Here is a 21,036-nt window from a genome sequence, read left to right as displayed (position 1 = left end):
CCGTCGAGGCTCCTCAATAACCCCGCAGCAGGACCGCTTGCAACAGGTTGTCCTCCAGCGACTTCCCTGTTCCCAAGGCCACGCAGGACAACGGGTCCTCGGCGCGGGTCACCGGCAGCCCCGTCGCGTCCCGGATCACCTGATCCAGATCGGCGAGCAGACCGCCGCCGCCCGTCAGCACGATGCCGCGGTCGACGATGTCGGCGGCCAACTCGGGCGCCGTATGTTCCAGCGCCACCTTGACGGCGTCGACGATGGCCGCGACCGGCTCGGCCAGCGCCTCGGCGACCTGGACCTGATTGATGATGATCTCCTTGGGCACGCCATGCATCAGGTCGCGGCCCTTGAGCTGGATTTCGGCGCCGATGCCATTGGCCGGCGGACGCGCGGTGCCGATTTCCTTCTTGATGCGCTCGGCGCTCGATTCACCGATCAGCAGATTATGATTGCGGCGGATGTAGGCGATGATCGCCTCGTCCATCTTGTCGCCGCCGACGCGAACCGAACGCGCATAGACGATGCCGCCCAGCGAGATCACCGCCACTTCAGTGGTGCCGCCGCCGATGTCGACGACCATGGAGCCGGTCGGCTCGGTCACGGGCAGGCCGGCGCCGATGGCGGCGGCCATGGGCTCCTCGATCAGGAAAACCCGGCGCGCGCCCGCGGCCTCGGCCGATTCCTGGATGGCGCGGCGCTCCACCGGCGTCGAGCCCGACGGCACGCAGATCACGACCTGCGGGCTGGCGAACGAGCGGTGGTTGTGCACCTTGCGGATGAAATGCTTGATCATTTCCTCGGCGACCTCGAAATCGGCGATCACGCCGTCCCGCAGGGGCCGGATGGCCGCGATGTTGCCGGGCGTGCGGCCGAGCATGGCCTTAGCCTCGTTGCCGACCGCCAGCACCTGCTTGCGGCCGTGGGGATCGAGGATGGCGACGACGGACGGCTCGTTGAGCACGATGCCGCGTCCCTTCACATAGACCAGGGTGTTTGCCGTGCCGAGATCGATGGCCATGTCATTGGAAAACAGGCCAAGCAGACGTGAGAACATTAAGACCTATGCTGCGTTTAAAGGGAGTTGCCCCAAACTCGCTGGTTGAAGTTTGCCTTTAGGGGTCGCCATCAGGCGAATCGGCCTTCGAGTACGCGACTTTACACCATTTTCCTCAGAGGGGATTTGATTAATCCCGCTCCGCGAGGGTTCCGCGCCGCCCTTTGATGTGGATGAAACAGGCCCGCCCCTCCACGGACCTGTCTCCAGCGCAGGCGCGGTGTACCGAATTCGCGGCAAGGCGGCAAGGGGAATGACGGAAAAACGGCTTAGATCAGCCGTTCGCCGAGCGGCAGGGCCGAGAGTTCGCGTTTGCTGACCTTGGTGGCGGACATGGGCCAGTGTTCGACGAGCTGGACGTAACGGGGAATCTTGTAGCTGGCGATCTGTCCCCTGCAGTAGGCGACCAGTTCGGAAGGCGCGAGCGCCGCGCCCGGCACCAGCTCGACGAAGGCGGCGGGCACCTCGCCCAGACGGTCGTCGGGCACGCCGATCACCTGGGCCAGCTTCACCCCCGGATGGCCCGCCAGAAAACTCTCGATCTCCACCGCGGCCACGTTCTCGCCGCCCACCTTGAGCATGTCCTTCACCCGGCCATGGAAACGGACCCGCCCGTCGTCGTCCAGCGAACAGAGATCGCCGGTGTGCAGCCAGCCCTCCTTGAGGGTCTCGGCGGTCTTGACCGGGTCCTTGTAATAGCCCGAGAAGATCGCATCCGACCGGATCAGCATTTCACCCTGCCGGTTCGGCCCCAGCGCCTCGCCCGTGTCCCGGTCGATGATCCGCAGTTCCACACCCGGCAGCGCCTTGCCGTTGGTGGTCAGCCGATCCTCAAGACTGTCCTCCGGCATCCCCGCGCAGACGATGCCGCAGGATTCCGACAAACCATAGGCCGCCGTCTGTACCGCGCCGGGAAACGCGGCCTGGAAACGCGTCAGCAGGCCCTTGCCGCCGACGGCGGTAATGCGCCGCACCGCGGTCAAATCGCGCCGCGCGAAATCCGGATGGTTCATCAGGTCGGCGCAGATCGCCTCGAAGCTGGGCCAGATCCAGGTCGCCCGTTCCTCCTCGATCAGCCGGAGCGCCTCGCCCGCGTCGAAGTGCAACTGGGAAATCATGGCACCGCCGCCGTGCACGACGCACATCCACGGCAGCAGGAACGAGATATGGAACGCCGGCAGCGGATCCCACATGCGGTCGTCCGGCCCCAGCGAATACCGGTAGCGCCACAGATCCACCGCGCTGCCGACCAGCGCGTGATGCGGCACCATGCAGCCCTTCGGATTGGCCGTCGTGCCCGACGTGTACATGATGATGCCTGTCTCCGCCGGATCGACCGGCACCGGCAGCGCGATGTCCCGGCTCGCGCCCTCGAAGGTCTCGCGGCCGATAAAACCCTCCGGCGCCTCCGCCCCGAACAGCACGATGGACCGCAATCGCGGCGCCTCGTCGGGGTGCAGGTTCAGCGGATCGTCCTTCCCCGCCAACCCCGGCAAGGCCGCCCGCAGCAGCGCGGCGAAATCCACATGCGGTTTCAGGGCGTCCGACGTGACCAGCACCGAAATGTCGGCGTTCTCGACCACATAGCGCAGCTCATGCGCCTTGTAGCGCGTGTTCAGGGGCACCAGCACCGCTCCGAGCAGCGCGACGGCGTAGACCATCTCGACGAAGTCGAGACTGTTGGGCATGAGCAGGCCGACGTGATCGCCTCGACCGACGCCCAGCGCCGCCAAGCTGCGGGCCCTGACCATCGCTGCACGTCGCAGCTCGGCGTAGGTACAGCGGCGATCCGTGAAAATCACCGCGTCATTGTCCGGCCAAAGCCGCGCCGCCCGTTCGAACAGTTCGGCGGCGGTCTGGATCTCTCGCTGCGACATCATGCGTTTCCCCGGTTTCGCTGCATCGACGATCCTACCAATATCCCACCCCCGCCGGGAGGACGAGGCCGGGAACGCAAAAAACCCCGCCGGACCAGGTCCAGCGGGGTTTTGTGTGCCATCGGCGCGCGGGCCGAAGCCCGCCGCGAAAGCTTAGTTGCGAGCCTTGTCGACCAGCTTGTTCTTGGCGATCCAGGGCATCATGGAACGCAGCTTCTCGCCGACTTCCTCGATGGGGTGACGGGCCTGGTTGGCGCGGATAGCCTTGAAGCTGGGATAGCCGGCCTTGTTTTCGAGCACGAAGTCGCGCACGAAGCGACCGTCCTGGATGTCCTTCAGGACGCGCTTCATCTCGGCCTTCGTCTCGTCGGTGATGATGCGCGGGCCGGTGACGTAATCGCCATATTCAGCGGTGTTCGAGATCGAGTAACGCATGTTGGCGATGCCGCCCTCATACATCAGGTCGACGATCAGCTTCACTTCGTGCAGGCACTCGAAATACGCCATTTCCGGCGCATAGCCGGCCTCGGTCAGCGTCTCGAAACCAGCCATGATCAGCTGCGACAGGCCGCCGCAGAGCACCGCCTGCTCGCCGAACAGATCGGTCTCGCATTCCTCGCGGAAATTGGTCTCGATCACGCCGGCGCGGCCACCGCCGATAGCGCTGGCATAGGACAGGCCGATGTCGAGCGCGTTGCCCGACGGATTCTGATGCACGGCCACGAGGCAGGGCACGCCGCCGCCACGCTGGTATTCGGAACGGACCGTGTGGCCCGGGCCCTTCGGCGCGACCATCAGCACGTCCAGGTCGGGACGGGGCTCGATCAGGCGGAAATGGATGTTCAGGCCGTGCGCGAACAGCAGCGCGGCGCCCTGCTTCATGTTGGCGGCCAGATCGTCGGCATAGAGCGCGGCCTGGTTCTCATCCGGCGTCAGCACCATGACCACATCGGCCCACTTGGCGGCGTCGGCCGGGCTCATCACCTGCAGGCCTTCATTCTCGGCCTTCTTGGCGGTCGCCGAACCGGGACGCAGGGCCACGGCAACTTCCTTCACGCCGCTGTCGCGCAGGTTAAGCGCGTGGGCATGACCCTGGCTGCCGTAACCGACAATGACGACCTTCTTGGTCTTGATGAGATTCACATCCGCGTCGCGGTCGTAGTACACCCGCATGGTGGCTTCCCCTGTGGACTGTTCTGTCAGGTTGAAAAAGTGCGCAATGCCTTAACGCCGCTTGGCCGCTTGCGCAAGGTTTGAGTCGGTTACATGCCGCTGGCGCCGCGCCGGATGGCGACGACACCGGTCCGGGAGACATCGACCAGTCCCAGCGGCTTCATCAGGTCGACGAACGCATCGATCTTCTCGGAACTGCCGGTGATCTCGAAGGTGAACGAGTCCGTCGTCGTGTCCAGCACCCGGGCGCGGAAAGCGTCGGCGAGCCGCAGGCTCTCCACGCGGTGGTCGCCGGTGGCCGCGACCTTGACCAGGGCCAGCTCGCGTTCGACGGACGGTCCCTCGACGGTCAGGTCCGACACCTTGTGGACCGGGATCAGGCGCTCGAGCTGGGCCTTGATCTGCTCGATCACCGGCGGCGTGCCGCGCGTCACCACGGTGATGCGCGACAGGCCTTCGGCATGGTTGACCTCGGCCACGGTCAGGCTCTCGATATTGTAGCCCCGGCCGGAGAACAGGCCGATGACACGGGCGAGAACACCGGCCTCGTTGTCGACGAGCACGGCCATGGTGTGCCGTTCGATCGGAAGTTGCGGGCGCATTGCTTGGGCCTCTTCTCTTGTATCTTGTTCTAGACCAGCGCCAGATCGTCGCTGCGCTCGAGACCGGCGTCCTTGGCAGTCAGCAGGATCTCGTTATGCGCGGCGCCCGACGGCACCATGGGGAAGCAGTTCTCCAGCTTCGCCACCTGACAATCGACGATGACGGGCCGGTCGATCGCCATCATTTCCTCGATGACACCGTCCAGCTCATCCGGCGTGGTGGCGCGCAGGCCAACGCCGTGCATCGCCTCCGCCAGCTTCACGAAGTCAGGCAGCGAGTCCGAATAGGAATGGGAGTAGCGGCCCTCGTAGCTGATCTGCTGCCACTGGCGCACCATGCCCATGTATTCATTGTTGAGGATGAACACCTTGATCGGCGCCTTATGCTGAACCGCCGTGCTGAATTCCTGAATGTTCATCATGGTCGACGCTTCGCCCGCCACGTCAATGACCAGTGCGTCGGGATGAGCAATTTGCACGCCAACCGCCGCCGGCAGGCCGTAGCCCATGGTGCCGAGACCGCCGGACGTCATCCAATGGTTCGGCTCGTCGAAACCGATGAACTGAGCCGCCCACATCTGGTGCTGGCCCACTTCGGTGGTGATGAATGGCTTGCGGTGCTGGGTCAGCGCGTGCAGCCGCTGCAGCGCGTACTGCGGCATGATCACGTCCTGGCTCGGCTCGTATTTCAAACAATCGATCGCACGCCATTCGTCGATCTGCGACCACCACGCATCCAGCGCTCCCTTGTCGGCGCGGTGCACGTCGGCCTTCCACACCTTGATCATGTCTTCGAGAACGTGACCGGCATCACCGACGATGGCGATGTCCACATGGACGTTCTTGTTGATGCTGGAGCGGTCGATATCGACGTGGATCTTCTTCGAATGGGGCGAGAACGCATTCAGCCGGCCGGTGATCCGGTCGTCGAAGCGGGCGCCGATATTGATCATGACGTCGCAATCATGCATGGCCAGATTGGCTTCGTAGGTGCCGTGCATGCCGAGCATGCCCAGCCACTGTTTGTCGCTGGCCGGGTACGAGCCCAGCCCCATCAGCGTGCTGGTAATCGGGAAGCCGGTCATGCGCACGAATTCGCGCAGCAGCTGCGACGCGTTCGGGCCGGAATTGATGACGCCGCCGCCGGTATAGAAGACGGGCCGCTTGGCCGAGGCGATCAGGGCAACCGCCTCCTTGATGGCCTTGAGGTCGCCCTTCACTTGCGGCTGATAGCTGCGGTGCTTGGTCTTGGGCGAGCCGGAATAGGTGCCGCTCTCGACCTGGATATCCTTCGGCAGGTCGACGACGACGGGACCGGGACGACCATTGGTCGCGACGTAGAACGCCTCGTGGATCACCGGGCCGATGTCATCGACGCGCTTGACCAGATAATTGTGCTTGGTCGCCGGGCGCGTGATGCCGACCGTGTCGGCTTCCTGGAAGGCATCGCTGCCGATCAGGTGGGTCGGCACCTGGCCACACAGACAGATGACCGGGATCGAATCCATCAGCGCGTCGACCAGGCCGGTGACCGCATTGGTCGCGCCCGGACCGGACGTGACCAGCACGACGCCGGGCTTGCCGGTCGAGCGGGCATAGCCTTCGGCCGCGTGGACCGCGCCCTGTTCGTGCCGCACCAGGATGTGCCGGATGTGATTCTGCTTGAAGAGCGCGTCATAGATCGGCAGCACGGCGCCGCCGGGATACCCGAAGATGGTGTCGACGCCCTGTTCCTTGAGCGCGCGGATGATCATATCCGCGCCGGTCATCGTGGTGCCAAGTGCTTCCGGCGGCATGCCTGTTCCTCTTCCATTCCGCACGCCCGCGCAAGGCGGGCCCAGTCCGTCGCGGCCCAATAGCATCGTGAACAAGGCCGCGCAACGCTTTCCCCCGCCCGGAAGGGACGGAAGGCGCGCACCCTACTGACGGTTTATTACCTCGTCAAGCCGATTGTGATAATTTTCGGAAAGTCATTGGCGATAATTCTTTCCGTTTGTTTCTCATCCGTGACGCACCAGTCAGCGCACTGGTTCCTGAACCACGTCATTTGGCGCTTCGCGTACTGACGCGTCGCCGTCTTGGCGAGCGCGACGGCCCTCTCGAGGGACACCTCGCCCGCGAGCGCCGCACGCAACTGCGGGATTCCCAGCGCTTTCAACGCGGGGAGATCCGGATCGGCGGGCGGCAACGCACGGACCTCTTCCAGCGCGCCGGCGGCCATCATCAGGTCGAAGCGGCGATCACAGCGGTCATAGAGCCAGTCACGCGGCGGCAGCAGCGCCAGCTTGGCCACCAGACCGGCGCGATCGGTTGCCGCCAGCGGCCCGTCCGTCTGGGCTTCCTGCCAGACCGCGAGAGACCGGCCTGATCCGCGCACGACCTCGAGGGCCCGGGCAATGCGCTGCGCGTCCGCTGGATTCAGCCGCGCGGCCATCACCGGATCCTCGACGGCGAGCCGTGCATGCGCGGCTTCCGCGCCGTCGGCCATGACCATGTCCCGAACGGCACGACGGACCTGTTCGTCGATCGCCGGCACCTCGGAGAGGCCGCGCAGGAGCGCCCGGAAATACAGCCCGGTGCCGCCGACCACGATGGGAACGGCGCCGCGGCCGCGAATCTCGCCCAGCACCCGCGCCGCTTCGGCCTGCCAGCGCGCGACGGAAAAGGCCTCGCCTACCCCCGCGATACCATAGAGATGATGCGGCACCATCGCCTGCTCGGCGGCCGTGGGGGCGGCGCTGAGCAAGGGCAACTCGCGATAGATTTGCATGCTGTCCGCATTGACGATTTCGCCGCCGAGCCGGTCCGCGAGGACCAGCGCGAGCGCCGATTTGCCACTTGCGGTTGGCCCGGCAATGAGAATAACTTGAGGCCGCGTCTCGGGTGTCATGACACCATACTTCGGCAAATTCTGAACGGGGACAAGCCACTGTGACGAGAGCAGGGAATCGCTCGGTGGCATGGTTCTACGAGGAGAGGACATCAATTCATGGCTAGAACACTTACCTTCCAGGCGACCCAGGGTATCGCGCGTCTGACGCCGGTGCATCTGGAACTGGTATCGGCTGCCCTGACGCGCGCGGGCGCATCCGGCCTGAAACCCCGCTGGATCACCAAGAACGTGCAGGCCGAGCTGCGCTATGAGGGCATCGACGGCGACAAGGCCATTGAACTCGCCAATGGCGCGGTCAAGGGCTCGGGTCTCGTGATCGAGAACAAGCCGGAGGCCTAGTGACCGTTCGCCTCCTGATCGCGGACATGGATTCCACGATCATCGAAAACGAATGCATTGACGAACTCGCCGACGCCGTCGGTCTCAAGGATCAGGTCTCCGCCATCACCGAAAGGGCGATGCGCGGAGAACTTGATTTCGAGGCGGCGTTGCGCGAGCGCGTCGGCATGCTGAAGGGTTTGCCCGAGGCCGCACTGCAGGACGTCTATGACAGCCGGATCCGGCTGACCAAAGGCGCCCGCGAAATGACCGACGCGCTGCACGCCCGGGGCATCAAATGCGTGCTGGTCTCCGGCGGCTTTACCTTCTTCACCGGCAGGATCGCCGACGCGGCCGGCTTCGACGCCCATCACGCCAATACGCTGAACGTGGCGGACGGCAAACTGACCGGCACGGTCGGCGAACCGATTCTGGGTGCGGAAGCGAAACTCGAGACCATGCGCCGGTACGCCGACGAGATGGGCATCGGCCTCCAGCAGGTCATCGCCATCGGCGACGGCGCCAACGACCTGCCCATGATCCAGGCAGCCGGCTTTGGCATCGGCTTCTGCGCCAAGCCCAAGGTCGCCGAAGCCGCGCAATATCGGATCGACGAACGCGACCTGACCAAGGTACTGGACATCGCCGGCTTGCGCTGATCGCCAGGACAATGCCGCTAACGGTTGTTGCGGTATCTCTCCCGCTGCTAGGCTGCGTTCCTCATTGGGGAGGAAATGCATGAGCCAGCAAGATGATATCCGGGAAATGCTCGACCACCACGCCATCAGCAAGCTGATGGTCCATTACGCCGAACGCATCGACGCGAATGACCCGGAGGGCGCCGCCGCCTGTTTCGCGCCGGATGGCATCGGCCATTACTGGGGCAAGTTCGTCGGACGAGAGGCCATCGCGCAGCGCCTGACCGGCATTCTCGACGCGTTCACCGCGACCAGCCACCATCTGTCGAACATCAAGCTGACGCTGAGCGGCGATACGGCGACGGGTCTATCCTACGTCTATGCCTTTCACCGCTATGCGGGCAGTCACGATCCCATGCACTACTGGGGTCGATGGAAGGACCGCCTCGTCCGCATCGACGGTCAGTGGCTGTTCGCCGAGCGCGAGGTGGTGGGCGTGGGCCAATACCTGAAGGACGACCCGCCATCCACCAATCCCCTGCCCGGGCACCCGGGCCGCGCGAGCCGAATCTAGGCGGCCCGCGACGCGGCACTGTCGGCGACGATCTCGTCGACCAGCCGTTCCGCTGCCTCTACGCTCGCCCGGGCAACGTCAGGACCGAAGGCCAGCTTTTCCGCCCGGATCACGGTGACATCCGTCAGCCCCAGGAAACGCAGCACATGCAGAAGCTGTGTTTCCTGGAAGTCGGCGGCCTCGCCGCCCGAACCAACGCCATAGGCGCCGCCGCGACTGCTGACCAGATAAACCGGCTTGTCGGCGATCAGACCCTGGGGACCCGCTTCGGTGTACCTGAAGGTCATGCCCGCGCGCGCGACGTGGTCGATCCAGGTCTTGAGACCCGATGAGACCGAGAAATTGTGCATCGGCGCGCCGATCACCACCACATCCGCATCGACCAGCTCGGCGATCAGCGCGTCGGACAGCGCCGCCCGGCGGACGCCGTCCGCATCGCGCTTCTCGGGCGGCGTGGACCACGCCGCGAGGGTGTCGCTGTCGAGATGCGGCGGCGGACTGGCGCCGATATCCCTATGGACGATCCTGTCGCCCGGATGACTCAGCGACCAGGACTCGGAAAAGCGGCGCGTCAGGGCGCGGCTGACGGAAGTGGACAAATTGGGGCTGGAGTCGATGACGAGAACGGTGCGCATGATGTCCCTCACTGAATGAATATCGGCGGAAGCCGCCGTTGACATGCAGCCTATGCGGCCACGGCTCTTGTCATAACTGGGCATTTGGTGAAATATCCTGTGCATGAGCGCACAGGAATCCTCGTGGGACGATTTGCGGCTGGTTCTCTCCATCTTGCGAGGCGGAGGCCTTTCCGGCGCTTCCAGGCTCATGAACATCAATCACACCACCGTACTGCGCCGCCTCAACATCGTCGAGGAACGCCTCGGGGTCCATCTGTTCGAACGCACACCCACGGGCTATACTCCAACGGCGGCGGGCGAAGAAATGGCCGACGTGGCCGCCCGGGTCGAGGAGAGCGTCACGACGCTCGAGCGGCGGATCGCCGGGCGCGACGTCGGCCTGACCGGTACGGTGAGATGCGCGACCGTCGATACGCTGGCTGAATATTTCCTCGCGCCGCATATCGCCGCGTTTCACGACGCCTATCCCGGCATCGTCGTCGAACTGGCTGTGTCCGAGCGGGTCGTCAACCTGACGCAGCGCGACGCGGACGTGGCGATCAGGCCAACGGATCACCCGCCGGAGGCGCTGGTGGGGCGCAGGCTCGGCCACGTGGCGAGCGCTGTGTATGGCTCGCCTTCCTACCTGGATGCCGCTGGGGACGTCGCGGATCTGGAGAACCACCGATGGCTTGCTTTCGATGAAAGTCTGGCCGGCACCTCGATGGGCCGCTGGATGAGAACCCACCATCCAGCGGCGAATGTGGTCATGCGCTCCAATATCCTCACAGTGCTGCTTGCCGGCGCGCGCGCGGGGGTCGGCATCGCCGTCCTGCCCTGCTTCGTGGCGGAACTGGACGAGGACTTGCGGCGTTTGACTCCGGTTATCCCGGACCTGCGGACAAGCCTTTGGATCCTTACACACCGCGATACGAGGCGCAGCGCCCGAGTCCGGGCGTTCATGGACTTCATGGCAAGCCGGATCAGGGCCGAGAGCGCCATTCTGGCGTGCGAGCCGGAGCCGGGAACACTTCCTTGAAGCGCCCTGGTCGCGGTTTCCTCATTTCGTTCGCAGGCGTGGTTCTGGTCGCGATTTTCGGCGCGGCCGCCATTGCATCGAGCCCGCCACCGCCGATGCGCCATGAGATGACAAGTCCCCGGCAGGTCACCAATCTGGGGCTCTCTCTGGGCGCCGGCCGAGACAGTTCCCTGGACTGCGCCAGCGAGACATCCAGCGTGTTTTTCGAGACCGATGGGCGCTATGTGGGCCTTGACGTCATCATCTGCGACGGATCGACCGAAGGCACGGACTTTCCGGAAGCGCCGATCGAGGTTTCCTATCAGTTCCACGAGGGCGTTCTCATCGCGGCCGACGCGCGTTTCTCCGAAACCGCCATGACCCGCGCGAGAGAGAAGCTTCGGGAATGGTTCGGCGCGCCCAAGGTCGACGACGGGCAGTTTCTGGAAGACGAACTCTGGGAATTCAGGGATGTGCGCTTTCAGGTCACCCATGCGCCCGGGGCAAATGGAATCTATGGCGTGGAGGACACCGGAAGACTACGGACGCTCGCGGCCCATCATGAACCCGCGGCGCTCGATCGCGCATTGAGCCGCGCCTTCGGCGTATGCACCGAGGAATTGCAACGCCAGGCGGACGGCACGGTGTCATGGGGAAGCCGCTCATCGCCATGGACATCGCCCTATTACGATGCGGGACGATACGGCACAGTCCCGTACATCTACCTCAGCGGGATCGGCACGTCGCTGCATCGCAGCGATGGCGAGAAACGGAAGCTGAAGGCTTTCAGCTGCCGCTACAATACCGATATCGGCACGGCGACCGTGTCCGGCGGCTACTGAAATCTAGTGAAACCGCCAGGTCATGCGCACCCATAATTGGCGGCCCCGCTCCAGCCGCGCGAATGTATCGGAACGGTTTCCCAGCAACGGACTGTCCGCGTCGTAACCATACGCACCACCGGTCCGTGGCCGTTCGCCCGCGACATAGGCAATTTTGGCATTGGTCAGGTTACGGCCGATCAGCGCCACTTCCCACGTCTCGTCCGCATGGAAAAGCTGCATGGTGGCATCCAGCAGGAATGATGACGGACGGGCCGCTTCTGGAACGGCGAGGACATTCGCCGAATATCCGCCCGTATAGCGTCCATCGAGGGTAAGGGTCGCGCCAAGCCTTTCGGACAGCGAGACAGTATGGCTTGCCCCGAGCGCCAGGACCCATCGCGGTGCTCGCGCCAGCCGCCGGCCGGCCAGATCCTGCGCGTCCGCCTGCGCGTCTCCCGGACCGCCCAGGAAAACATCGCAACCCGCCTCGATGGACTGGCCTGAGTAACAACCGGCGATGAACTCGCGATAGGTCGCGTCGTTGTAGCCGATCGAGCCGAACAGATTGGCTCCGCTCCAGGCTGCCCAGGCGAACTCGGCCTCGATGCCGCGCGTGCGGGCCCGGCCCGCATTGGTCACGTTGAACTGCGCCGTCTGGGGACTGAACTGCTGCACCTGCAGATCGTCGAAGACATAGGAATAGACCACGCCATCCAGACGCAGCGCGCCATCCAACAGTGTGGTCTTGGCGCCCGCCTCGAAACCCTTCGCCTTTTCGCTGCCGAAGGTGAGATCGTCCACGGTCACCCCGGTGCCGAGGAGATAGGAACTGTCGAACCCGCCGGACTTGAAGCCGGTCTTGTAGGCGACGTAGAAAGTCGCCGCCGGCAGAGGGCGCCAGGTCAGCGTCACCTGCGGCGAAACGTTGTCGTCCGTGAACCGACCCGCATAGGACTGGCCGGACAGGCTGCCCCCATTGACGTCGAGGGCGAGCGGGTGGATGAAGTCGGGAATCATCTCGAAGGTCTTCACCTCGCGCGTGTACCGCGCACCGCCCGCCAATTCGATCACAGGCGTGATGTCCCACTGGGCCTCGGCATAGGCCGACCACGTCTCGCCGACCGTGTTCGAATGCTTGTCGAAGGTGAACTGACGCCCGGTGACGGGATCGAAGCGCATGCCGAAGAGCTGATACGGCCCCAGCCGGATCGCCCCGCGATAATAGAGGTCCGACCGGGCATAGAGCGCCCCGAGAAGAACGTTCACCGGACCGTCGAAATCCGTGACCAGCCGCAGCTCCTCGCTGAAGGCGTCGTATCGGGTTTCATCGAAGGCCGCGAGTTGACCATCGTCCGAGAAGGTGTAGTTCTCCAGCCCGCGGACGCCGTAGCGCTGGTATGCGGTCACCGAGGTCAATGTGGCGGCGTCGAATCGGTAAGTCGTCTCCAGCGACGTCGTCAGCGCGTGGTAGTCCGTGAAGGTTCTGCCGTCACCGAAGATTTCCGGCTCGCCGACGAAGAGGGCCGGCGAAAGACCGCTGTGGCTCACCTTGCCGTTCAGGACGCAATCGTCCCAAGGTGAGGGTACGAAGCCGTGAATGCGTTGCGGTCGGCCGCCGGGCCCGTTGCAGTCGGACAGTTGCGTGGTCGACGCCTGACCGGAATCCCTGTTGCGGGCGCCGCTGACCTTGAGGATCGCCTCCAGCCGGTCGCCGGGCGTCAGGCGCAGGGTAAAGCGGCCGAGAAGTTCGTCCTTGTTGGGCGCATGCTGGCGCGACGCCCCGGGGATAGCGTCCCAGAAAGGCAGGTTGGCCGCGATCGGCTGCGAGAGATTGCGCGCCCAGCCACGCATGTCCGACCATTTGGCGGCGACACGAAAGGCGACCTTGTCGCTCACCGGCACGGACATGCCGGCCTCCGCCATCACCTCCCTTGCCTCGACCTCATATCCGGCGCGGGCATGCGCCTCGAACTCGGTGCCGGGACTTTTGGTCCGCAGCACGATGAGGCCGGCGGAATTGTTCTTGCCGAAATAAAGCGCCTGCGGACCCTTCAGGATCTCCACCTGCTCCAGGTCGAAAAAACCCTGCTGGATATATCGCCCCCGCGAATGGTGCACCCCGTCAATGACGATGCCGATGGCGGATTCGAAGCCGGTACTATCCGCATTGGTGCCAATGCCGCGCAAGAAGAGCGCGGCCGCGCCACCGGTGCCGCCATAGGTGGCGATCAGGTTGGGCGTTTTCTGCGCCACCTGCTGCAAATCATCGAGCGCATAGCGCTCGAGCATCTCGGTATTGAATGCTGTCGCGGCGACGGGCACCTGCTGCAACGGCTCCTGCCGCTGACGCGCGGTCGAGATCACCTCCTCGATCAGCGCACGCGATGCGGCCGGATCGGCGACGGCGGTCTCCGACCACAGCGCGGCCATGAGCGCGACGGGCCATATGGCTGAAACTACTGACCTACAGGTCATGTCCGGTACGTCCCCTCCGCCCCGACTGCTTCTTGGCGACCAGCGTGAATGACGCTGCTTCGGTTGACCGCCGCTTTAGCATATCCTGCGGCAGGAAATGAGGTGACCCGCGACCACGGGATGAAAATGTCCCATGCGTCTGATGCAACCGTCGCCCGAAAGGATCGCTACCGCGCCATGTCGACCATTCACCAGATGCGCGTCCAGTACATCGCGCCCGAAGACCGCCTGCTGCTGTCGGTCATCGCGCGGGACGGTACCGAGGTCAAGCTGTGGCTGACCCGGCGATTCGTCAGGTTGCTCTGGCCAAATCTTGTACGGCTGGCCGAATCCACTCCCGAAGCCGCCGCGCAACCCACGCCCGACGCGCGCACCAGCGTGGTGCGTTTCCAGCACGAACAGGCCCTCGCCAAGGCGCGCTTCGGTGCGGCCTATGACAGCGACAAGGTAGTGACCCAGCCGCTCGGCCCCGACCCTGTGCTGATCACCAAGGGTGCCGTCAGACGCAAAGCCGCGGGCGAAAGCAATCAACTCGCACTCGTGTCCACGGAGGGAAAACCCGTCACCCTCGCCCTCGACGACACCCTGCTGCATTCGCTGACACGTCTGATCCGCAATGCCGCCAAAGCGGGCGAATGGGATCTGAGCCTGGGTACGCTGACTGAAGATCCGGCCGAGAAAGACAAGGCGCGGCAGGCCCATCTGCTGAACTGAACGATCAACAAGGACCACTGGCGGCGAGTCGCATGACGCCCGCATGGCTGGGACGGACGTATAAAAGGAGGGAAATGGTGCTGCTGGACAGGATTGAACTGTCGACCTCTCCCTTACCAAGGGAGTGCTCTACCACTGAGCTACAGCAGCAGCGGGGCGGGTTATGCCAAGGAAACCCGACCCTTGCAAGCGGTTTCCCGGTAGGTCCGAAAATTACCCTGAACGCCCGGAAAGCTGCTTGCCACGGCCCTTACTGGTACTTCACCGAACAGCCGTACGCCTTGGTTTCGGCCGTGGCGACCGGCGTCCCCGCCGATACGGCGTCGAACGCCGCCTTCACGTAGTTCTCGGCTTTGGGAATATCCGAGGCCTTGGCGGACGGGATGCTGTCGATGGCGCCCATGTAGGCAACCGTTTGCTTCGGGGTGATCACCACCATCTGCGGCGTGGCGGTCGCGCCATAGGCCTGGCCGATCGTGCCGTCCTCGTCGAGAAGGACATGGGATGGGGCCGCGTTGCGCGACGTGGTCAGCTCTTTTGCCTTCTCTGCGCTCACATGGCCCTGCTTGCCCGGCGCGGAAGAGATTACGGTGAGCCAGACAGCGTCCTTACCGGTGACGTCCTTCTGCAGGGACTGCATGTTGCCGCTGTCATAATGCTTCTTCACGAACGGGCATTCATGGTTGGTCCATTCGAGAACGACGGTCTTGCCTGCGTAATCGGCCAAGCCGACAGACGATCCGTCCATGGCCTTGCCCGTGAAGGCCGGCGCTGGCTGGCCGATTTCCGGGACCGCCTGGGCCGAGGACACGGCGCCAAGGGCAAAAATGCCGATCACCAGTGTCGAAAGACGCGATGGCTTCATGAAATCCTCCTATCCGGATACAAGGTTCCCCTCGGCCCGATTCATCTCCCTGAGGACGATGTCGGGCGTCAGCAGCTGAGGCAGCACGATCGCATCCGCGCTACCCGGCGCAAAATAGAGATAGAGCGGCACGCCGCTGCGCCCATAGGCAGCGAGCGTCTTGGTGATTTCCGGATCGCGCAGGGTCCAGTCGCCCTTCATGTAGCGAACCTTGTCCTCGCGAAAGCGATTGGCGACCGCCTCCGTCGACAGCGCAACCCGTTCATTGGCCAGGCAGGTGATGCACCAGGCGGCCGTGAAGTTGACGAAGACCGGCTCGCCGGCATTGCGGTACTCAGCCAGCTTGGCCGGATCGAACCGCTCGGCCGCCAGCGCTTCGCCGCCAACCGCCGAGGCGGGCGCTGACTGATTGCCGGCGAACCAGACCAGCCAGCCACAGGCGATGAGCGCCGCCACGGCGAGCCCATGACCCAGCGCCCGGCCAATTCCGTGCGCGCCGCGGCCGATGCGCCAGAGCCAGATGGCGAAGGTCAGCAGCAGGAAGATGGCCAGCAGCGCCGCGACCGCGTGGACGCCTGCCTGCTGTCCCAGCACGGTCGCCAGCCACAGGACCGTCGCGAAGACAGGAAAGGCCAGAAACTGGCGGAACTTGTCCATCCAGGGGCCAGGTCTCGGCAACAGCCTCCCGATGGCCGGCACCTCGCTGATCAGCAGCATGGGAAAGGCGAGACCGAAACCGAGCGCGGCGAAGATCAGCAGCGAGGACAGAGGTGGCAACAGCAACGCGGCGCCCAGCGCCGACGCCATGAACGGCGCCGTACACGGGGTCGCGACGATGGTCGCCAGCACGCCCGTGGAGAACGCGCCCAGCGCCCCGCCGCGATCGACCAGCCCCTGTCCCAGGCCGGTGAAGCTGCCGGCCAGTTCGAAATAGCCAGCGAGCGACAGGCCGACCGCGAACAGGATGACGGCCAGCACCGCCACCACTTCGGGCGACTGGAGCTGAAAGCCCCAGCCCACGGCCGCTCCGCCAGCCCGAAACGCGAGCAACGCACCTGCCAGCGCGAGAAAACTGACCATGACGCCGGCCGTGTACAGCAGGCCTTCCATCCGCTTCTCGCGCAGTGACAGGCCTGACGCCTTGACGACCGCGAGGGCCTTGAGTGAGAGCACTGGGAACACGCAGGGCATCAGGTTGAGCAGGATACCGCCTGCGAAAGCGAACAATACCGCCTGCCACACGGGAAGCGGCGAAGCATCCGACGGACCGCCCGCGGTGCTGTTGGTGCCGCCCGACGCGGCCAGAGGCGGGACTTGGAAATCGCCGCGTTCGGCGCTGATTTCATAAGCCTTGCCGCCTGCCGTGAGCACGCCATCGACAGTATCCGCAACCTTGCCGCTGCCCATCGGCACCAGCAGCAGACGCGCGCCATCGGCGGCATCGCTCACCTGCTGAGTGGCGCTGTTCTGGATCAGCGTATCGTGAAATGGAAAGAACCGGGCGTCGCCACCAATCTCGGCGCCCTCGAGCCTCAGGGCCAGAGTCTTGCCATCAACCCGGAAATCGGCCTTGCCCGCGAACGGGACCGGCAGGGCTTGTCGCGCCGTCTTGAAGCCCCCGGTCTGAAAGGGATCGCGCACCGACGCGGGCGCCGCCTTGAGGGCGAGCGTCAGGTCGGCGCCTTCGGGAATGCAAATATCCTCGCAAACCAGCCAGTCGGCCCGTGCCTTGAGCATCACGTCGCCCGGCGCGAGGTCGGCGGGCGGCGTCACGGTGACGAGCAGCCAGTGCTGTTCGCCATAACCGTAGTTGGTCAGCGGTCCGTAGGGCATGGCGTGAGGCGCCGGCCATTGGATATCGCCCGTCGTGAAACCCGCGGGCAGGCTCCACTCGATGGTCGTGGCCATGCCGGAGTCGCCGGGATTGCGCCAGTAGGTATGCCAGCCCTTGCGCGGCGTCAGCTTCAGCGCGACCTGAAACGCCTCGCCAGGCGCGATGGCTGCCACGTCCGCCACGAGTTCCGCCGTGGCGTTCTCGGTCTTGACCGGCGCGGCTCGAACCGGCAGCGCCAGGGCGCAGACAAAGGCCAGGGCAAAGAGCGCCAAGAGGGTCCGGGGTCGCGCGTGAAATTGCATCAGCCTCGTTCTCCGTGCCCGCCATGCTTTCCCGCCGGCGGGGTTTCCATGCATAATATGGTACTGGCGCCGCGTCCATCCGGACCAGACCAAGAGGGGAACCATGAGCACGAATGACCGGTACGCCATCAGAGGCGGCATCGAGGGCCGCGCCCGGCTGACCCTGCTCACTCGGATATTCGCTGGCAGTACCGGAAAGTTACTCGACGCCGCTGGCATTGCGCCGGGAGCGCAGTGCCTCGATGCCGGTTGCGGCGGCGGAGACGTGACGCGCGAACTAGCCCGCCGCGCCGGTCCCGGAGGCAAGGTTGTCGGCATTGACATGGACAAGGACAAGCTTGCCATCGCCATCCGCGAGGCCGCGGCGGAAGGCTTGGCCATCGAGTACCGGAACGCGGACGTGATGACGCCCTTACCCGAGCCCTATGACGTCGTCTACATGCGCTTCCTCCTGTCGCATGTGCGCGATCCGGCCGCCGTCGTGTCGAATGCGCGCGAGGCCTTGAGACCCGGCGGAACGGTCATCGTGGAGGACGTGGACTTCAGCGGTCATTTCAGTCACCCGGAAAGCGCCGCGATCGCACGATACGTGGACATTTACTCGACGGTCGTGCGCGGCAGGGGCGGCGATCCCGACATCGGGCGCAAGCTTCCTGGTTTCCTCGCTTCGGCGGGCTTCGAGGACCTGCACATCGAGGTGCTCAACCCCGCAGCGACAAATGACAGGCTGAAACTGCTGACGCCCGTGACCATGGAGGCCATTACGCCGGCGGCGGTCGCGGATGGCATCGTCACCCGAGAGCAGGCCCGCGATCTGGTGGAGGCCCTGTATGCCGAAGCCCGGGATCCGGCGGTACTCACCAGCCTTCCACGCATCGTACAATGCTGGGCGCGCCGCCCGGCCGCTGATATATAGGCGCCATGGCCGACAAACCCCAGAAGACCGGACCCAATCAGGCGGAGCACCAGCGCCGTGCGGCGGAGGCGCTGCGCGAGAATCTGCGCCGCCGCAAGGAGCAGCAGCGCAAGTCGCGCCCCGGGGCGCCGGCCGTCCCCGAAGACACCGAAAAAGACTGAGCCGCCCCCGCAACCCGGCTCCGCGCCACCAGGGGATTGATCTATCGGCGTGGTGCCGCTACCCAGTGGCCCGCCCATTAAAGGGCTGTTTCTTCCGGCCTGCAGGTTGACCCCGCCAATGTGAGCCCACCCATTCCAGTACAGCGACGACCCAGCGCATTTCAGGCGCCCTGAACTGTGGTCCGCTGTCCGGGATGCCCTTCACATCCGCCTCTTCTGAATCCCCTCGGTACCTGCGCTCATGGCGCGACCTCATCTCTGGAGACCGTCTTGACTTCCCAGTCCCTGTCACGCCTGCGCGGCGAGTGGTTCGGCAATGTACGCGGCGACGTCCTCGCCGGCCTGGTCGTGGCCTTGGCCCTCATTCCCGAGGCCATCGCCTTTTCCATCATTGCCGGCGTCGATCCCAAGATCGGTCTCTACGCTTCCTTCTCCATCGCGGTCATCATCGCCTTCACCGGTGGACGGCCGGGCATGATCTCCGCCGCCACCGCGGCCACGGCCGTGCTGATGGTCACGCTGGTCAAGGAACATGGCCTGCAATATCTGCTCGCCGCCACGGTGCTGGCGGGGCTGCTGCAGATCGGCGCGGGGCTGCTGAAACTGGGCTATGTGATGCGGTTCGTGTCGCGATCGGTCATCACGGGATTCGTCAATGCCCTGGCGATCCTGATCTTCATGGCGCAACTGCCCGAACTCATCGGCGTGACGTGGATCACCTATGTGATGGTGGCCGGCGGCCTGGCCATTATCTACCTGCTGCCACGAGTCACGAAAGCGGTGCCGTCGCCGCTGATCTGTATCGTGACCCTGACCGCCATTTCACTGGCGCTGGGCCTCGACCTCCGGACGGTCGGCGACATGGGCGAGTTGCCCTCGACCCTGCCCGTGTTCCTGCTGCCTGACATTCCCCCTACTCTGGAAACGCTCTGGATCATCCTCCCTTATTCGGCGGCGGTGGCGGCCGTGGGACTGCTGGAGTCGCTGATGACCGCGTCGATTATCGACGACATGACCGATACCCCCAGCGACAAGAATCGCGAGTGCATCGGCCAGGGCATCGCCAACACGGCGACAGGCTTCATCGGCGGAATGGCGGGCTGCGCCATGATCGGCCAGTCGGTGATCAACGTGAAATCGGGCGGGCGCGGCCGGCTCTCGACATTCTGCGCGGGCGCCTTACTCTTGTTCCTGATCGTCGTGTTGGGCGACTGGGTCAGCAGGATACCGATGGCCGCGCTCGTCGCCGTCATGATCATGGTGTCCATCGGCACGTTCAGCTGGGCCTCCCTCGTCAACCTGCGAACGCATCCTTTCAGCTCCAGCATCGTGATGCTCGCGACGGTCGCGGGCGTGCTCGTCACCCACAATCTGGCGATTGGCGTATTGATCGGCGTATTGCTGTCCGGGATCTTCTTCGCCTGGAAGATCGCCCAGCTGTTCCGCGTCACGTCGAGCCTGTCCGCCCATGGCACCGAGCGGCGTTACGTCGTGGAAGGACAGATCTTTTTTGCATCGACCAGCGATTTCACCAAGGCGTTCGATTTCGGTGAAACGCTTGAGAGCGTCGTGATCGACGTCAGCCAGGCACATATCTGGGACATATCAGGCGTCGCCGCCCTGGATACCGTCATCCTCAAATTCCGGCGCGACGGCGTTCGTGTCGAGATCGTCGGCCTGAACCGGGCCAGCGAAACCATCGTCGACCGCCTCGCCATCCATAACAAGCCGGGCGCGCTGGAGCGACTTCTGGGGCACTGATGGTCGTCAATGAGAGGTGCCGACATAGAGAAGCGTGAAGATCAAGGCACCCGCCCCGGCGGTAGCCAGGCTGGCCGGGGAAATCCCTGGTCCGCCGATCGCGAGAATATGTTGCGCCAGGAAGGTGCCGAGAGCCGCGCCGACCACGCCCACCGCCGCCGCGGCGACCGGACGCACCGTATGGCGGCCGGGAAACAGAAAGTAGATCAACCAGCCAACGGCAAGGCCCACCGCCAGTTTCGACGCCCAAATCATCCCAGACTCCCTCAAGTCCAGTTACGACGATGTTGGCCGGGGGCGATTTTGCCATAAGCTGCAAGAAAAGCCAGCAGTCTTGTCGAAACCACCGAGCGAGACCGAGCGTTGCGGTTCGCTTGAGTCCCCTGCCACGCTCCTTTAAGAAAGGGAGCAGCGCCCTTCCCT

20 protein-coding genes and 1 tRNA gene are annotated in these 21,036 nt (G+C 64.6%); 9 read left to right on the top strand and 12 right to left on the bottom strand.

Features of this window, described 5'->3' with window-relative positions; translation table 11 throughout:
* Positions 1-13: 13 nt before the first annotated feature.
* The 6 genes from WJU17_RS18105 to miaA form a co-directional block, all read right to left on the bottom strand.
* Positions 14-1,051 (bottom strand): rod shape-determining protein, encoded by a 1,038-nt coding sequence (locus WJU17_RS18105; RefSeq protein ID WP_346328791.1) that lies wholly within the window; start codon positions 1,049-1,051, stop codon positions 14-16.
* A gap of 269 nt (positions 1,052-1,320) precedes the next feature.
* Positions 1,321-2,931, bottom strand: a complete 1,611-nt coding sequence (locus tag WJU17_RS18100; RefSeq protein ID WP_346328790.1) for a class I adenylate-forming enzyme family protein — start codon at positions 2,929-2,931, stop codon at positions 1,321-1,323.
* Positions 2,932-3,081: 150 nt separating this feature from the next.
* The gene (gene ilvC / locus WJU17_RS18095) at positions 3,082-4,101 is read right to left on the bottom strand and encodes a ketol-acid reductoisomerase (protein ID WP_346328789.1); all 1,020 of its coding nucleotides are present in this window, start codon (positions 4,099-4,101) and stop codon (positions 3,082-3,084) included.
* 89 nt (positions 4,102-4,190) lie between these two features.
* Positions 4,191-4,703: an acetolactate synthase small subunit gene (ilvN, locus tag WJU17_RS18090; RefSeq protein ID WP_346328788.1), complete on the bottom strand. Its 513-nt coding sequence runs from the start codon at positions 4,701-4,703 to the stop codon at positions 4,191-4,193.
* A 29-nt stretch (positions 4,704-4,732) separates the two neighbouring features.
* Entirely contained in the window at positions 4,733-6,499 is a 1,767-nt protein-coding gene (locus WJU17_RS18085; RefSeq protein WP_346328787.1) for an acetolactate synthase 3 large subunit, read from the bottom strand.
* A 137-nt stretch (positions 6,500-6,636) separates the two neighbouring features.
* Entirely contained in the window at positions 6,637-7,593 is a 957-nt protein-coding gene (miaA, locus tag WJU17_RS18080; RefSeq protein ID WP_346328786.1) for a tRNA (adenosine(37)-N6)-dimethylallyltransferase MiaA, read from the bottom strand.
* Positions 7,594-7,692: 99 nt separating this feature from the next.
* Here miaA and WJU17_RS18075 point away from each other — a divergent pair, with 99 nt between their 5' ends.
* From WJU17_RS18075 to WJU17_RS18065, 3 genes are all read left to right on the top strand, one after another.
* Positions 7,693-7,935 carry a hypothetical protein gene (locus tag WJU17_RS18075; protein ID WP_346328785.1) on the top strand — a complete coding sequence of 81 codons (243 nt, stop codon included), beginning with the start codon at positions 7,693-7,695 and terminating at the stop codon, positions 7,933-7,935.
* Positions 7,935-8,573, top strand: coding sequence for a phosphoserine phosphatase SerB (gene serB, locus WJU17_RS18070; protein ID WP_346328784.1), 639 nt, complete (start codon positions 7,935-7,937; stop codon positions 8,571-8,573). The genes WJU17_RS18075 and serB overlap by 1 nt, the downstream gene beginning before the upstream one ends.
* Positions 8,574-8,652: 79 nt before the next feature.
* On the top strand, positions 8,653-9,126 hold the full coding sequence (locus WJU17_RS18065) for a nuclear transport factor 2 family protein (protein ID WP_346328783.1): 474 nt from the start codon (positions 8,653-8,655) through the stop codon (positions 9,124-9,126).
* On the opposite strand, the gene WJU17_RS18060 is transcribed toward WJU17_RS18065, so the two are convergent.
* Complete coding sequence (locus WJU17_RS18060) at positions 9,123-9,761, bottom strand: NAD(P)H-dependent oxidoreductase (protein WP_346328782.1); 639 nt, start codon at positions 9,759-9,761, stop codon at positions 9,123-9,125. The two genes, WJU17_RS18065 and WJU17_RS18060, sit on opposite strands and share 4 nt — an antisense overlap.
* A 103-nt stretch (positions 9,762-9,864) precedes the next feature.
* On the opposite strand from WJU17_RS18060, the gene WJU17_RS18055 reads away from it, so the two are divergent.
* Positions 9,865-10,782 (top strand): LysR family transcriptional regulator, encoded by a 918-nt coding sequence (locus WJU17_RS18055; protein WP_346328781.1) that lies wholly within the window; start codon positions 9,865-9,867, stop codon positions 10,780-10,782.
* Positions 10,779-11,603 (top strand): hypothetical protein, encoded by an 825-nt coding sequence (locus WJU17_RS18050; RefSeq protein WP_346328780.1) that lies wholly within the window; start codon positions 10,779-10,781, stop codon positions 11,601-11,603. The genes WJU17_RS18055 and WJU17_RS18050 overlap by 4 nt, the downstream gene beginning before the upstream one ends.
* A gap of 3 nt (positions 11,604-11,606) precedes the next feature.
* On the opposite strand, the gene WJU17_RS18045 is transcribed toward WJU17_RS18050, so the two are convergent.
* Positions 11,607-14,060 (bottom strand): TonB-dependent receptor, encoded by a 2,454-nt coding sequence (locus tag WJU17_RS18045; RefSeq protein ID WP_346328779.1) that lies wholly within the window; start codon positions 14,058-14,060, stop codon positions 11,607-11,609.
* Between the two features lie 102 nt (positions 14,061-14,162).
* On the opposite strand from WJU17_RS18045, the gene WJU17_RS18040 reads away from it, so the two are divergent.
* Positions 14,163-14,774 (top strand): hypothetical protein, encoded by a 612-nt coding sequence (locus WJU17_RS18040; protein ID WP_346328778.1) that lies wholly within the window; start codon positions 14,163-14,165, stop codon positions 14,772-14,774.
* Between the two features lie 75 nt (positions 14,775-14,849).
* Here the strand turns inward: WJU17_RS18040 and WJU17_RS18035 are convergent.
* The 3 genes from WJU17_RS18035 to WJU17_RS18025 form a co-directional block, all read right to left on the bottom strand.
* A tRNA-Thr gene (locus WJU17_RS18035) sits at positions 14,850-14,924 on the bottom strand.
* A gap of 100 nt (positions 14,925-15,024) precedes the next feature.
* Positions 15,025-15,639: a redoxin domain-containing protein gene (locus WJU17_RS18030; RefSeq protein ID WP_346328777.1), complete on the bottom strand. Its 615-nt coding sequence runs from the start codon at positions 15,637-15,639 to the stop codon at positions 15,025-15,027.
* A gap of 9 nt (positions 15,640-15,648) precedes the next feature.
* Positions 15,649-17,775 (bottom strand): protein-disulfide reductase DsbD domain-containing protein, encoded by a 2,127-nt coding sequence (locus WJU17_RS18025; protein ID WP_346328776.1) that lies wholly within the window; start codon positions 17,773-17,775, stop codon positions 15,649-15,651.
* Between the two features lie 103 nt (positions 17,776-17,878).
* Here WJU17_RS18025 and WJU17_RS18020 point away from each other — a divergent pair, with 103 nt between their 5' ends.
* From WJU17_RS18020 to WJU17_RS18010, 3 genes are all read left to right on the top strand, one after another.
* Complete coding sequence (locus tag WJU17_RS18020) at positions 17,879-18,691, top strand: methyltransferase domain-containing protein (RefSeq protein ID WP_346328775.1); 813 nt, start codon at positions 17,879-17,881, stop codon at positions 18,689-18,691.
* 5 nt (positions 18,692-18,696) lie between these two features.
* A complete protein-coding gene (locus tag WJU17_RS18015; protein WP_346328774.1) occupies positions 18,697-18,852 on the top strand; it encodes a hypothetical protein in 156 nt (51 codons plus the stop codon).
* A gap of 270 nt (positions 18,853-19,122) precedes the next feature.
* Entirely contained in the window at positions 19,123-20,613 is a 1,491-nt protein-coding gene (locus tag WJU17_RS18010; RefSeq protein WP_346328773.1) for a SulP family inorganic anion transporter, read from the top strand.
* A gap of 6 nt (positions 20,614-20,619) precedes the next feature.
* Here WJU17_RS18010 and WJU17_RS18005 read toward each other — a convergent pair whose 3' ends face one another.
* Positions 20,620-20,868, bottom strand: coding sequence for a hypothetical protein (locus WJU17_RS18005; RefSeq protein WP_346328772.1), 249 nt, complete (start codon positions 20,866-20,868; stop codon positions 20,620-20,622).
* Positions 20,869-21,036 lie beyond the last annotated feature (168 nt).

Origin of the sequence: Iodidimonas sp. SYSU 1G8, from assembly GCF_039655775.1 — a bacterium.
Classification (GTDB): Bacteria; Pseudomonadota; Alphaproteobacteria; order SMXS01; family SMXS01; genus RI-34.
Note: the sequence above shows the minus strand (reverse complement) of the source record. Positions and strands in the feature narration are given on the sequence as shown.